Source organism: Nocardia sp. CDC160 (assembly GCF_035818795.1).
In the GTDB taxonomy this organism is placed as follows: Bacteria; Actinomycetota; Actinomycetes; order Mycobacteriales; family Mycobacteriaceae; genus Nocardia.
Genome location: NZ_JAYKYT010000005.1, coordinates 316,545 through 330,039, shown reverse-complemented (window position 1 = coordinate 330,039; position 13,495 = coordinate 316,545). Strand labels below are relative to the sequence as shown.

The window sequence follows — 13,495 nt, the reverse complement described above, 5'->3', positions numbered from 1 at the left end:
ATCATTAGGAGTCAGTCATGACCGACGAAACCATTGCCCAGCGCCCCTTGAACCCGCCGATCGTCGTGGCGGTCGACGGCTCGGCCATCTCCTATCAGGCCGCCGCCTGGGCGGCCGTGGACGCCACCCTGCACGGCTGCCCCTTGCGGATCATCACCTCGGTCGCCATCCATGTCGGCTTCGGACCGGTTCCGCTGCTGTCCGAGGCCGATATCGCCTATCTCAACCGGGACGGCGAGCGCATTGTGGAGGAGGCGAGTCGCATTGCTCGAATCGCGGCTTCCGGTGCGGCGCTGGAGATTTCCACCGAGGTGACGATGGAACCGGCGATCCCGTACCTGATCGAACTCTCGCGGCGGGCGCGCTCGGTCGTGGTGGGCAGTCGGGGACTGGGCGCGCTGGGTCGCGGTCTGCTCGGCTCGGTGAGCACCGCGATCGCCCATCACGCGCATTGCCCCGTCGCCGTCGTCCACGGCACGTCCGCCACCGACCCGATCTCCGCCGAGAAGCCGGTTCTGGTCGGCGTCGACGGCACCCCCAACAGCGAGCCCGCCCTCGACATCGCCTTCCAGGAAGCCTCTTTGCGCAAGGTCGGTCTGACCGCCGTGCACGCCTGGACCGACACCAGCAGCTTCTACCTGCCCGCCCCGGGCTGGGACACCGTCCGGGAACAGGAACAGGAGCTGTTCGCCGAACGACTGGCCGGTCACGCCGAACGTTATCCCGACGTCGCGGTCAACCGAATCCTGGTGATGGACAGGCCCGTTCGAGCCCTGCTCGACGAATCCGACAATGCCCAACTGCTCGTCCTGGGCAGTCGCGGCCGCGGCGGTTTTACCGGCATGCTGCTGGGGTCCACGAGCAACGCCCTCCTCCACAGCGCCGACTGCCCGACCCTGATCGTCCGCCCCGAGTGAGCGTCGGGCTCGGATCGCCCGGGCCCGAATTTCTCACCTGGACGTCGGGCGGTGCGCGGCGGACCATCGATAGTGAAGGACTGATCGCCCCACCCAACGGAGGATGTGGTGGCCATGACATCTCAGCGGACATGACAGCACCGGATCCGGCCGCCGATGTGACCGCCACGCCCCGCGCCGTCGGCGACCGCACGGACCTGCCCTGGACGATCACGGGAAATGCGGTGCGGCACAACGTATCCGATGCCACGGTGTACACCGTAGGTTCCGGTGGCATCGCGAGTCGCGGTGTCGTGGAGGAAGCTACGTCCACCCAGGAGCCACAGGTGCTCGTCGCGGGGGTGTACACCGGCACCGGTCCGGAGGAGGAGCTGATGGCGGGTCCCACGTGGACCCGGCTCGAGCTCGCCCCGATGCCGCGCGCGGAGCAGTTCCTGGATCTGCGTTCGGGCGTGCTGTACCGCGCGGACGCGGCGGGGGAGTTTCGCAGCCTGCGCTTCGCCTGCGCGGCGCGACCAGGCGTCATGGTGATGCGGGTGGAGGCACCGGGTGGTTTGCTCGCGGCGGAGCAACCGCTGCTGGTGCCGCCGGAGGCGGCGGGTGACACGACCGATATTCCGGGCCTGACACAGCTGCCCGGCATCGAAACACGCGGTGTGCGAGTCGAATCCGCGTCCGGATCCGCTATCGCGGCAGCCGCCGCCCAGTCGCGAACCCACGCCGACGGCATCGAGCGACTCGACCGGGTCGCGGTGTTCGCGGCCGATGACGCGCGGCGCACCGGTGTGGCGCGGGTTCTGGACGAATTGCCGCGCGTCTGGGAGCGCGGGGTCGATCGGTTGCTGGCTGAGCAGCGTGCGACATGGGCCCGGCGCTGGTCCACGGTCGGTATCGACCTGCCCGACGATCCGGAGACCGAACAGGCGGTGCGGTTCGCGCTGTTCCAGCTGTGGTCGAATGCCGGGGCGCACGGTGAGTCCGCGGTCGGGGCCCGGGGCATCTCGGGGTCCGGGTATCGCGGCCATGTCTTCTGGGACGCTGACGCTTTCGTGCTGCCCGCCATGGTGAGCATCGATCCGGAGGCGGCCGAGGCGATCGTGGCCTACCGGCTGCGACGGCTGGATGCCGCGCGGGAGCGGGCGCGCGCCGAGGGCCGTCGCGGTGCGCGCTTCCCGTGGGAGTCGGCCACCGACGGCACCGATGTCACCCCGCGCGCCGGATTCCTCGGCGGCGCACCGGTTCCCATTCTGACCGGGACGCTGGAAGAGCACATCACCGCCGATGTCGCCTGGGGCGCAGACCATTTCGCCGAATGGGCCGGGCGCACCGACTACCTGGCGACGACGGCGCGTGAGCTGCTGGTCGAGACGGCGAGGTACTGGGCGTCCCGGCTGCGGCTGGACGCGCACGGCCGGGCGCACCTGGATCAGGTCATAGGACCCGATGAATACCACGAAACGGTGGACGACAACGCCTTCACCAATGTGATGGCCCGCTGGAACCTGCGTCGCGCCGCCCGGCTGCATCCCGAAAATGCTGACGAAGCAAAGGAATTCGCGGCCTGGCGGGATTTGGCCGATCGCATTGTCGACCAGCTCGGCCCGGACGGCCGCTACGAACAGTTCACCGGCTACTTCGGTCTGGAACCACTGCTGGCCGCGGAGGTCGCCCACGCTCCCGTGGCCGCCGACGTGCTGCTGGGCCAGCGTCGGGTCGCGGGTTCGCAGTTGATCAAACAGCCGGATGTGCTGATGCTGCATCATCTCCTGCCCGACGACGTCGCGCCGGGCACCCTGCTGCCCAATCTCGACTTCTACGGCCCCCGCACCACGCACGGCTCATCGCTGTCGCCCGCGGTAATGGCCGCCCTCCTGGCCCGGGCGGGTCGACCGGACGAGGCCTTCGAAGCCCTGCGCCCGGCACTGCGGCTGGACCTCGACGACCGCTCTGGCTCGACCGCCTCGGGACTGCACCTGGCCACCCTGGGCGGGGTGTGGCAGGCGATGCTGAGCGGGTTCGCGGGCGCGCGGGTCCACGCGGGCGTGCTGAGCCTGCGGCCGGTGCTGCCCCGCCGATGGTCGCGGCTGGGCTTGGCATTTCGATGTCTCGGTCGCTGTGTGCGCCTGGAAGTCACACCCGAGGGCGTGGGCGTGCACACCGACGGACCGCTCCGGGTTGCGGTGGGGGATCGGCCCGCACGTCTGGTCGCCAGCTCGCTCTGGTGGCCCGCAATCGAGGAAAACGCCTCATGAACACCATCGTGGTCCGCATGTCCGAGACGGCCTTCGCCGTTGCCGCCGCACTGGCGAAAGTGACCGACGCGGAGGTGGTTTCCGTTCCGGCGGACATCTCGGCCGAGGAATTCGCCCGCGCCCTCGGCGATCCCGACGTGCTGCTCGGCGTCATGACCCGCGCCCACGGCCCGTGGGTGATCGCCCAGCACTCGGCGGTACCGCTCGTGGTGGTACCGCCCGAAACCTCCGGCGACTACGCTCTCGAGCGCGTGCTGGTCCCCCTGGACGGCACCGAGGAAGCCGCCCAAGCGATTTCGGAGACGGTCCGCCTGTTCTGCGCCGCCGGTGTCGAGATCACCGTCCTACACGTCTTCGACCAAAACACCGCCCCCGCCCACTGGGACCAGGCCGCCCACGCCCGCCCCGCCTGGGAACGCGAATTCCACGCCCGCTTCTGCGCCCCCTACCTCCCCGCCTCCTGCCACACCGTAACCCTCCGCAGCGGCACCCCCGGCGCCCACATCCTCGACCTAGCCGCCACCCACTCCGACCTGATCGTCCTAGGCTGGTCCCAACACCTCACCGAAGGCCGCGCCCGCACCGTCCGCCACACCCTCTCCGCCGCCCCCGTCCCAGTCCTCCTCATCCCCACCACACCGGCCTGAACGCCGGTTGGTCGGTGAGTACCGAAAAGACCTCGCCCTGACTGTCTTTCAGAGTGCGGTCATGACCGCAGTTGGTGGATGCCCCACCAGACCAGGCCCGTCGCGATGGCCACGTATTCGAGGAAGGCTAGGCCGACCAGGGTCGGGCCGTATTCCGAGGCCCAGGAGGGCAGGAGGGCGATGGCGGAGGGGATTGCGATCACCATCGCCGTTCCGATCAGGGCGGCGAGTGTGCCGACTGATGCGGTGGAGGTTCGAGATGTCATGGGGTACAGCCTGGTCGGACGGGGAAGTGCGGGTCAGAGGCCATATTCCCGATCCTTTCGGGACCTAGGGCCGTTAGGGGCCCGAGTCGGTCGACCGCTATCGGCCCGGGGCGATGAATCCCGATTCGTAGGCGAGGATGACGGCTTGGGTGCGGTCTCGGGCGCGGAGTTTCATGAGGACATTGCCGACGTGGGTTTTGACGGTTTCGACGCCGAGGAACAGGGAGGCGCCGATTTCGGCGTTGGTTTGGCCGCGGGCCATGGCGCGCAGGACCTCGGCTTCGCGTTCGGTCAGTTTTACATGTGCCAGAGCGGAATTCGCGGGCTCGGCGCGGGCGGCGACCAGGGCGCGGATGGCGTCGGGGAAGAGCAGGGAGTCGCCTGCTGCGACGGTGCGGACCGCTTGGACGATTTCTGCGGGGCGTGCTCGCTTCAGCAGGAAGCCCGCGGCACCGACCCGTAGGGCGTCGTACACGTAGGAGTCGTTCTCGAAGGTCGTGATCATGACGACCTTCGGCGGGTGCGGCAGGGCGGTCAACAGCTCTCTGGTGGCGGCGATGCCGTCCATTTCCGGCATCCGGACATCCATCAATACAATGTCGGGGCCCAGCTCGCGCACGCGGTCGGTGACCTCGGTGCCGTCCTGCGCCTCGCCGACGACCTCGAGGTCGGGCTCGGCGTCGAGGATCGCGCGCAGCCCTATGCGAACCAACGGATCGTCGTCGACGACAAGGACCGCGATCATGGCGCGGGCTCCGGCCACGGCAGTGTCGCGCACACCGACCAGCGATCGCTCGAGGCACCCGCGCGCAGTTCGCCGCCGAGCATGAGGACGCGTTCGCGCATACCGATCAATCCGCGCCCGCTCGTTCCCCGGCCGCGCCCGGCGGTCACGCCATTGGTCACCTCGAGCCGCACGGTGGAGGGCGTCGCCCGCACGACGAGGTCGATCGGCCCGCCGTCGCCGTGTCGGACCGCATTGGTGAGCGCCTCCTGGAGCACTCGGAAGGCCTCGCGAGATACCAAGGGCGGCACCGCGTTCAGGTCGCCGGTCACGGTGCTGAGCACCTGCGCCCCGGCATAGCCCGCCGTCAATCGGTCGAGACCCGCCAGTGTCGAGCCGGACAGCTCCTCGTCGACGCCACGGCGCAGCATTCCCAAAGCCTCGTCGAGTTCGCCGAGGGCGCTGCGACCGGTCTCTTCGATGAGATGCAGTGCCCGGCGCGCGAATTCCGGGTCGTCGTCCAGGACCCGCCCGGCGGCACCCGCCTGCATGGTCATGGCGGTCAGGGCGTGGCCGATCGAATCGTGCAGTTCCCGCGCGAGCCTGTTGCCCGCGGCCAGCTTGCGCTCCTGCCGCCGCAGCGCGGCAACGTGATCGGCCTGTGTCGGTCCGAGCAGTATCGGGGCCGCTCGGGCCAGCAGTGCCCCCGCACCCGCGAGCAGATACACCGCGGCACACAGCAATGCCGCACCCGCGCAGCCCATCAGGATCGCCGCCGGGGTGCTGTGCGCGGCTGGCGCGAATCTCCGGGTCAAGGTCAGGGTCACCGCGTGCGAACCGGAGAACGGCACGAGCAGCATGGTGACCCCCAGCGGAATCGACATGATGACCAGGCTCGACACGCAGCCGCCCACCGCCAGCGTCAGGAAGTAGAAGACCGAGCCGCGCGTCCGCGCCTCCCACGTCTGGCGTGACGCCGGGTCCGGATCCGGCAGCTTCACACCCAAAAGCGCTCGCACGGTGACGATTTCGAGTGTGCGCACGCCGGGCAGCAAGGTGACGGCCCCGCCCCCGGCGACGGCGACGAGGGCCAGCGCGAGGATGAGCGCGATGCCTCCCGCGGTGGCGTCGTCGCGGCGCAGGCCGATCACGAAGATCACCGCCAGCGCGGCGTACGGGATGCAGACGACCCCGCCGAAGAACACGTATACGCCACGGGCATACGTCGACGATCGCACCAGCGGACCCACCGCCCGGCGCAGCGCCCGCACAGCCACTCGCATGGGTCGATCATTCCAGAGCGGCGGTGCCCGCCGGTTCCCCCGTGCGAGGGAGGCGAATTCACTCGGCGGCGGGAAGCGTCGACACGGCCCGCTCGACGACAGTCGAATCCATGACAACCAATTCTCTCGGCAGTCCCCGAGCGGTCATGTGGGCCGGACGCCTCCTCGCTCTTCTCGGTACCGGTCACACCATCGGTGCCCTCGTCGACACTCGCCAGTTTCTCGGCGACTGGCTCACGGGCGAGCTGTGGGATACGAACATCAACCTCGATTCACCACAGCCGATCGTCGGCGCGTTCTTCGTATCGGTGGCGAGCTTCGGCGTGCCGCTGATCGTGGTCGGTTTGGCCATCAGCTGGATCGGTCGGCAGGGACTGGTTCCGCCGCCCTACCTCGCAGTGATCATCGCCGCGTGGATCATCGCGGTCGACGGTCTCGGCGGACGGCCGAGCCCGCTCGAAATCGGATTCATTTCCATCGCCATCCTGCTGGTCGCCGCCCGACGTCAGGCGCGTCAGGTGGCAGTACACAGTGAGGTGTCCGCATCATGACGATCAACCAGTCTCGTCCTGCTCGATCGCGCGGAAGCTTTTCGGGAGAAATGAGTTCTGCTGCGCTGCGGCCGATTATAGGCCGCGCTCGAACCCTCACCATTTGGGCGGCTCGGTTGCTTATCGCGGGCTGCGTCGTCCATATGACGACATTCCTTGCCGGAGCACACACCTCCATCGGTGGATGGTTCACGGGCGAGCTCATCGCGTTGCCGCGGTTCGGTCATCTGCCGGAGACCTACGGGTTCTTCTACTCATCGGTGGCCAGTTTCGCGTTGCCGATGTTCCTACTCGCCACGATCATTCATCAATTCGCCGTGCGCGGTCTCGCTTTGCCCAGTTATGTGTCCTGGGTGCTGGCCGTCTGGTCCGTCTTCTCGGCATTGGTCTATGAGCCGACCGGCTTTCCGGTGTTGGCGATCTGCAGCGGCATGCTCGTCTACGCCGCCCACCGAACCAATCTCCCCGAGACCACCGGAGGTGCGCGATGAGAATCCCCACCGACACCCATACCACCCAGCCGTGGCGAATCCACGAGTTCACCCGCGACTTCCAGGTCGAGGACGTGTGGTCGTTCCGCACGCCCGGTGCCGGGCCGGACGACTTCCCGCTGATGCTCGCCGCACTTCGTGCCCACGCCGGACCCGCCAACGCCTCTCTCGTGGTTCGGTTTCTGTTGGCGGCACGCTGGAAGCTCGGCGCGCTGTTCGGATGGGACAAGCCCGACAACGGTTTCGAGGGGCGAGCTCGCTCGCTGCGCGAAAGCCTGCCGCCCGATATCCCCGCCTCCCAGGACAACTACGTCGTCCCCGGCACACCGATGACCGAGCTGTACGTACTCGACAACGAATCCGCCATGGAACTGGCGAACCAGACCGTCCACGCGATCATGCACCTGGGCTGGGTACCGGGCGAGAACGGCGACTACGAGCTGCGGATGGCGATCCTGGTCAAACCCAACGGAATCTTCGGACAGCTGTACATGGCCGCCATCAAACCGTTCCGCTACCTGATCGTCTACCCGGCAATGACGCGACAGTGGGAACAGGCTTGGCACGACCGCGACCACCTCGCCGGAGGACAGGAATCGTGACTCCGGAGCCCATGTCTTCAGCGCAGTGGGGCGGACCAGCGCAGGCGGGTGCCCGCGTCGTCGGGGTTGCGGAGGATGACGAATTCGCCGCCGACCTCTTCGGCGCGGCGGGACAGGTTGGTCAGGCCGCTGGGGGTGATGTCGTCGGGGATGCCGTGGCCGTCATCGGTGACGAGAATGGTCAGGTCGTCGGCGACATCGATGGCCACGGTGAGAGTTTGGGCTCCCGAGTGACGGACCGCGTTGCTGACGGCCTCGCGGACGACCGCCTCGGCGTGGTCGGCGAGGATCGGGGCGACGACCGACAGCGGACCCGAAATCCGAAGGGAGGTACGGATTTCGGTGTCCGCGGTCTGCTGGGCGATGGCCTGTTCCAGACGCTGGCGCAGGCGGGTGCTCTGGCCATTGCCGCCGTGCAGGTCGAAGATCGAGGTGCGGATCTCCTGGACCACGTCCTGGAGATCGTTCACGACATCCGCGAGGCGCTGGCGGATTTCGGGGGTACGGGCTCGGGCGATGGTGCCCTGCAGGCTCAGACCCGCCGCGAACAGGCGCTGGATCACGTGGTCGTGCAGATCGCGGGCGATGCGGTCGCGGTCGGTGAGCACATCGAGCTCACGCATGCGCTGCTGCGCCTCGGCCAATTGGATGGCCAGCGCCGCCTGATCGGTGAAAGCCGCTGCCAATTCCAGGATTTCGTCGGAGAAGGACAGGGCAGCCAAGGGCCGCACCATGACCAGCACGCCGAAGGTCGAACCCTGCGCGTGCAGCGGCAGAATCAGCGTCGGGCCGGGGCTGTCGAGCGGTTTGCCGAGATCGATATCGGCGGGATTGTCGAACCGCAGCGGAACACCCTCGGCGAACACGCGCCCGATGGCGGTGCCCGTGGTGCGGACCGTGAGGCTGCTCGGCCCGCCCTCGGGACCCGACCAGCGGGCGATCCGCAACTCGATGGTCTCCTCGGGCGGGCTCTCCGGATCGTCGGTGATGGCCAGGAACGCGCGCTCGGAATCGGTCAGCGCCCGCACATGGTCGACCACGTGGGCCAACACCTCATCGGCGTCGGTGCCCGCCAGGAACTCGGTGGAGATATCGCGGGTCGCCTCGATCCACGCCTGCCGGGTGCGCGCCGATTCGTACAGCCGCGCATTGTCGATGGCGATACCGGCCGCGGCGGCCAGTGCCTGCACGATCACCTCGTCGTCCTCGTTGAACGGCAGGCCGTTCTTCTTCTCGGTGAGGTAGAGGTTGCCGAAGATCTCGGTGCGGATTCGGACGGGTACTCCGAGGAAGGAGTGCATGGGCGGGTGATTGCTCGGAAAACCGACCGACGCCGGATGATCGGCGATGTTGTCGAGCCGAATCGGCTCGGGCTGGACGAACAGCACGCCCAGTACACCGCGCCCGGCGGGCAGATCACCGATCAGCGTCGCGGTCTCATTGTCGATGCCCTCGTGAATGAACTGGGTCAGATGTGCGTCCACACCCCGGACGCCGAGCGCGCCGTAGCGCGCGTCCACCAGGCTGATCGCCGTGCGGACAATGGTGCGCAGCGTTTGGTCCAGGTCGAGTCCGGCCGTCACCGTCAGCATGGCGTCGACCAGACCGTCCATCCGGTCACGCGCGTCGATGATCTGATCGACCCGATCCTTGACCTCGGTCAACAATTCCCGCAGCCGGAGCTGAGAGAGCGTGCTCCGAACCGAGTAAGAATTGCCGGGAACCTCGGTCATGTGAAGGTGTCCTGTACTTCGGAGGGCGGTACGCCCGGATGTGACGTACCGGCTCGTCACAGTCTATGGGGACGAGGAGTCAACCTCGTATCCTGCACATGGCGGGTTGGATGCGGCTTGCCGTCACCGCGCGCCGTTCATGGTGTAGGCGTGTTCCAGCAGTATTCGGCGTTCGGCGGCGGCTACCGCGCGGCGGGTCGCGGCGACGGCGTCGGGGGTGACCGATACCGAGGTGATTCCCATGCGGACCAGGTGTTCGGCGAATTCGGGTCGCGTGGACGGTGCCTGCCCACACAGTGAGGACGTGATGCCATTGGCGCGTGCCGTCGCGACGATCTGCTCGATGGCTTCGAGGACTGCGGCATCGGATTCGTCGAACAGCTCGGCGCATTCCTCCGAATCCCGGTCCACGCCGAGCATGAGTTGGGTCAGGTCGTTGCTGCCGATGGAGACCCCGTCGATGCCCAGCCCGATGTATTCGGACAGCCGGTAGATCACCGACGGCACCTCCGCCATCACCCATCGGTGCAGGCCGCGCTGGCGGCCCAGCGGGCTCTCGTCGACCAGCTCCAGACACGCCTCCAACTCCCAGCGGGTGCGCACGAACGGAATCATCAAGTGCAGGTTGGGGGTTCGCTCACGCACCCGGGCCAGCGCCGCCAGCTCGAGCCGGAACATCTCGGGTTCGCGGACGTAGCGGTAGCAGCCGCGGAAGCCGATCATCGGATTGTGTTCGGCGGGCTCGTAGCGGCTTCCGCCCTCCAGAGCGCGGAATTCGTTGCTGCGCATATCGGTTGCCCGATAGATGACCGGTCGCGGTGCGAAGGCGCCGGCAATGCGACCCAGCGCCTCCGACATGTGTGCGACGAACCGCTCGCCCTCGCCGCGCGCGATGAGATCGCGGGGGTGACGGCCACCCAGCGCCTCGGTGAGCAGGGTTTCGGCCCGCAGTAGCCCGACCCCGTCGACGTCCTGGCTGGCGACGCGTTCGGCGATCTCGGGCAGCGCGAGATTGACATACACACGCGTGCCGGTGATTTCGGCCGCCGTCACCGCCGGTGCCACGGGTCGGGCGGTGACGGCCTGCGGTCGTCCGTCGCGTCCGGCCCGCACCTGACCGGTGGAGCCGTCCACGGTGACCTCGGTGCCGGTGGCGAGATCGGTTGTCCCCGTGCGAGTCCCGACCACGCACGGCACTCCGAGCTCACGGGCCACGATGGCCGCATGGCAGGTCATCCCGCCGCTGTCGGTGACCACGGCGGCGGCCCGGGACAGGGTGGGCAGCCAGTCCGGATTGGTCATCGGCGCGACCAGCACCTCACCGTCGCGCAGCTGCGAGCCCTCGGCCGGTGACCGCAGCACCCGCACTGCGCCGAACGCGGTGCCGGGTGCGGCGGCGAGGCCGCGGACGAGCAGGTGACCCGGTTCGGCCACGGCCATGGGTGTGGTCGAACCGGCGTAGTCCGGGAGCATGGTGATCGGCCGGGCCTGCACCAGCCATACCGTCTGGTCGTCGTAGGCCCACTCCACGTCCTGGGGCCGTCCGTGGTGCTGCTGCACCGCCAGCGCCAACCGCGCGACCTCGACCGCCTCGTCCTCGGTCAGCACCGGTTTGCGGCTCTCGTCGGGATCCAGATCAACCCGACGGTCGCCATTGTCTCCGGCCACGATGGCGAAACTCTGCTTCCCCTGCCGGGTTTCGAGCAGCGTCGGACCCGAGGCGTCCAGCAGATAGGTGTCGGGCTCGGTGGCACCGGACACCACGACCTCACCCTGACCCCGGGCGGCGTCGATGACCACGCGGTCGCGGCGGCCGGTGGCGGGATCGGCGGTGAACGCGACGCCCGCACACCGCGCGGCGACCATGCGCTGCACGATGACGGCCATGACGGGCCGGTCGTGCATGCCGCGCCGGGCGCGATAGGTGAGCACGCGGGGCGTGAACAGCGAGGCCCAGCAGTCCACGACCGCGGTCATGAGCTCCTCGTCGCCGCGAATATTGGTGCGGGTCACGTTCATTCCCGCGAAGGACGCGGTCGCGCCGTCCTCGCCCACGGCCGACGAGCGCACCGCGACCGGTGAGGTGTCGCCGAGACCGTGGTAGCCGTCGACGATGGCGTCGCGGATGGCCACGTCGAGGGGCGTGGCGTGCACGAGTTCGCGCATGCGGCGGCACAACTCCTCGAGTTCCTCACCGGGCGCGGACCCGGCGGCGACCTCGAGCGCCCGGGTGTGCAATCGGTCGATTTCGTCGCCGTGCGGTCCGGCGCAGACCGCCTCCTCGTAGCAGGACTTCAGCGCCACGAAGCCCGGCGGCACGGGCATGTGCGTCACCACGAGTTCGCCCAGGTTCGCGCCCTTGCCTCCGGCGCGGTCGGCGTCCGCCAGCCGCAGCTCCTTCAGGTCGGCCACATAGTCGCCCATTACCGCTCCGATCGTTCGCGTGCTGAGGTCAGCCCCGCGCGGGTGTCGATTTCAGCGTCGGCGCTGGCGATCGGCGACGGCAGGGGAGAAGGTCCCGGCCTGGGCGGGCGTTGGGCCTATGCGCCCCGAATCGGTGGATACCGCCCAACACCGTATGACGACCGTCACATCGGTCGATGGCCTTCGCATCTCGTACCGGGAGCCGATGCGGCAACACGCTGAAAGGATCAGCATTACTTCCGAATTCAGGTAACCGTCATGACCGGACTACGCCCCCTCGACGCGGGCTTTGTCGAACTCGAGGATTCCGATCGCCACATCAGCCTCGGTATCGGTGCCGTCGCCATACTTTCCGGACCGCCACCCGCCCGCGCGGAGTTCAGCGCCCTGCTCGCCGAGCGGGTGTCGGGCAATGCCCGGCTGCGCGAGCGGATCCACCGGGCTCCCCTGGATCTGGCGACGCCGGTCTGGGAGGAGGACCCGGGTTTCGATCTGGCGCACCACATCCGCTGGGTGGCCCTGCCCGAACCGGCCGACGACGAGGCCCTGTTCGAACTGATCGCCACCGAGGTGGCCGCGCGACTGGACCGCGACCACCCGCTGTGGCAGTGCGTGGTGGTGGAGCGACTGACGCAGGGACGGTGGGCGCTGCTGTTGAAGGCGCATCACAGTGTCGTGGACGGGATTTCGGGGGTCAATCTGCTGGCGGACCTGTGCGATCCGGACGGCGCGGGGAACATTGCCGAAGCGGCGAAACCCGAGGCGACCAATGGCTCCCGCGGCTGGATCGACTGGACGCGTATCGCCTTGCGGCTGCCCTTCGACATGCCACGCGTCGCCCTGCACACCGTACGCGGCCTCGCGCCGGTCGCCGAGGCGCTGGTCAGCGCGACAGCTCAATCATCGCTCATCGGTGCGATCGGGCAGCAGCGGCGCTACACGGTCACCCGTGCCTCGCTCGCCGAAATCAAAGAGATAGGAACAGTTTTCGGCACCACCGTCAACGATGTCGTGCTGACCGCCGTCGCCGGTGCCTACCGGGCGCTGCTGCTCCAGCGCGGCGAGCAACCCACCCACGACACACTCCGGATGCTGGTGCCGGTCTCCATTCGCTCACCCGACGCGCTACACGTCCTCGACAACCGAGTCACCGCCATGCTGTCGTATCTCCCTGTGCACCTGGCAGATCCGGTAGAGCGCCTGGCCGTCGTCCACGACCGAATGAACCAGCACAAGGGCCGCGGTGAGACGACCGCGGAGGGCCGCCTACTCGCTTTAGCCGGTTGGATCCCCTTCGCGACCGTGGCCTGGACCCTGCGCCTGGTGGCCCGCCTACCCCAGACCAGCGTCACCGCCCTGGCAACCAACGTCCCCGGCCCCCGAAAGCCATTGTCCCTGGCCGGTCGTCCCGTCCTGGAACTCTTGCCGGTCCTCCCGATCGCCATGCGCCTGCGCAGCGGCATCGCCATCCTCAGCTACGCCGACCACCTCACCTTCGGCATCACCGGCGACTACGACACCATGCCGGACCTCAGCGTCATCGCCGAGGGCATCGACACCGAGATCCGAGAACTGTTGTCAGCGGCGCGAAATCGATGAGACGAC

12 protein-coding genes are annotated in these 13,495 nt (G+C 68.3%); 7 read left to right on the top strand and 5 right to left on the bottom strand.

All coding sequences use genetic code 11. The annotated features are described in order from the left end of the window. Positions 1 to 17: 17 nt before the first annotated feature. The 3 genes from VMT40_RS29185 to VMT40_RS29175 all read left to right on the top strand — a co-directional run bounded on the left by VMT40_RS29185 (position 18) and on the right by VMT40_RS29175 (position 3,816). Positions 18 to 917, top strand: coding sequence for a universal stress protein (locus VMT40_RS29185; protein ID WP_326362174.1), 900 nt, complete (start codon positions 18 to 20; stop codon positions 915 to 917). A 131-nt stretch (positions 918 to 1,048) separates the two neighbouring features. Next, complete coding sequence (locus VMT40_RS29180; protein ID WP_326362173.1) at positions 1,049 to 3,169, top strand: glycosyl hydrolase family 65 protein; 2,121 nt, start codon at positions 1,049 to 1,051, stop codon at positions 3,167 to 3,169. Continuing rightward, entirely contained in the window at positions 3,166 to 3,816 is a 651-nt protein-coding gene (locus VMT40_RS29175) for a universal stress protein (RefSeq protein ID WP_326362171.1), read from the top strand. Before VMT40_RS29180 ends, VMT40_RS29175 begins: the two co-directional genes overlap by 4 nt. Before the next feature lie 59 nt (positions 3,817 to 3,875). Here the strand turns inward: VMT40_RS29175 and VMT40_RS29170 are convergent, their stop codons facing one another. The 3 genes from VMT40_RS29170 to VMT40_RS29160 all read right to left on the bottom strand — a co-directional run bounded on the left by VMT40_RS29170 (position 3,876) and on the right by VMT40_RS29160 (position 6,089). Next, positions 3,876 to 4,082 (bottom strand): hypothetical protein, encoded by a 207-nt coding sequence (locus VMT40_RS29170; RefSeq protein WP_326362169.1) that lies wholly within the window; start codon positions 4,080 to 4,082, stop codon positions 3,876 to 3,878. Between the two features lie 97 nt (positions 4,083 to 4,179). Next, positions 4,180 to 4,860: a response regulator transcription factor gene (locus VMT40_RS29165; RefSeq protein WP_442790074.1), complete on the bottom strand. Its 681-nt coding sequence runs from the start codon at positions 4,858 to 4,860 to the stop codon at positions 4,180 to 4,182. Beyond that, complete coding sequence (locus tag VMT40_RS29160; RefSeq protein ID WP_326362167.1) at positions 4,824 to 6,089, bottom strand: sensor histidine kinase; 1,266 nt, start codon at positions 6,087 to 6,089, stop codon at positions 4,824 to 4,826. Before VMT40_RS29160 ends, VMT40_RS29165 begins: the two co-directional genes overlap by 37 nt. Positions 6,090 to 6,199: 110 nt before the next feature. Between VMT40_RS29160 and VMT40_RS29155 the strand changes: the two genes are divergently transcribed. From VMT40_RS29155 to VMT40_RS29145, 3 genes are read left to right on the top strand one after another with little or no spacing between them, the layout of a single operon-like run. Next, positions 6,200 to 6,640 carry a DUF6463 family protein gene (locus tag VMT40_RS29155; RefSeq protein ID WP_326362165.1) on the top strand — a complete coding sequence of 147 codons (441 nt, stop codon included), beginning with the start codon at positions 6,200 to 6,202 and terminating at the stop codon, positions 6,638 to 6,640. Continuing rightward, positions 6,637 to 7,131, top strand: a complete 495-nt coding sequence (locus VMT40_RS29150; RefSeq protein WP_326362164.1) for a hypothetical protein — start codon at positions 6,637 to 6,639, stop codon at positions 7,129 to 7,131. The genes VMT40_RS29155 and VMT40_RS29150 overlap by 4 nt, the downstream gene beginning before the upstream one ends. Further along, positions 7,128 to 7,733: a DUF2867 domain-containing protein gene (locus VMT40_RS29145; protein WP_326362163.1), complete on the top strand. Its 606-nt coding sequence runs from the start codon at positions 7,128 to 7,130 to the stop codon at positions 7,731 to 7,733. The genes VMT40_RS29150 and VMT40_RS29145 overlap by 4 nt, the downstream gene beginning before the upstream one ends. A gap of 17 nt (positions 7,734 to 7,750) precedes the next feature. Here VMT40_RS29145 and VMT40_RS29140 read toward each other — a convergent pair whose 3' ends face one another. Beyond that, positions 7,751 to 9,466 (bottom strand): sensor histidine kinase, encoded by a 1,716-nt coding sequence (locus VMT40_RS29140; protein WP_326362161.1) that lies wholly within the window; start codon positions 9,464 to 9,466, stop codon positions 7,751 to 7,753. Positions 9,467 to 9,589: 123 nt separating this feature from the next. After that, positions 9,590 to 11,890 carry a phosphoenolpyruvate synthase gene (ppsA, locus tag VMT40_RS29135; RefSeq protein WP_326362159.1) on the bottom strand — a complete coding sequence of 767 codons (2,301 nt, stop codon included), beginning with the start codon at positions 11,888 to 11,890 and terminating at the stop codon, positions 9,590 to 9,592. 258 nt (positions 11,891 to 12,148) lie between these two features. Between ppsA and VMT40_RS29130 the strand changes: the two genes are divergently transcribed. Further along, positions 12,149 to 13,489 carry a WS/DGAT/MGAT family O-acyltransferase gene (locus VMT40_RS29130; RefSeq protein WP_326362157.1) on the top strand — a complete coding sequence of 447 codons (1,341 nt, stop codon included), beginning with the start codon at positions 12,149 to 12,151 and terminating at the stop codon, positions 13,487 to 13,489. Positions 13,490 to 13,495: the final 6 nt, after the last annotated feature.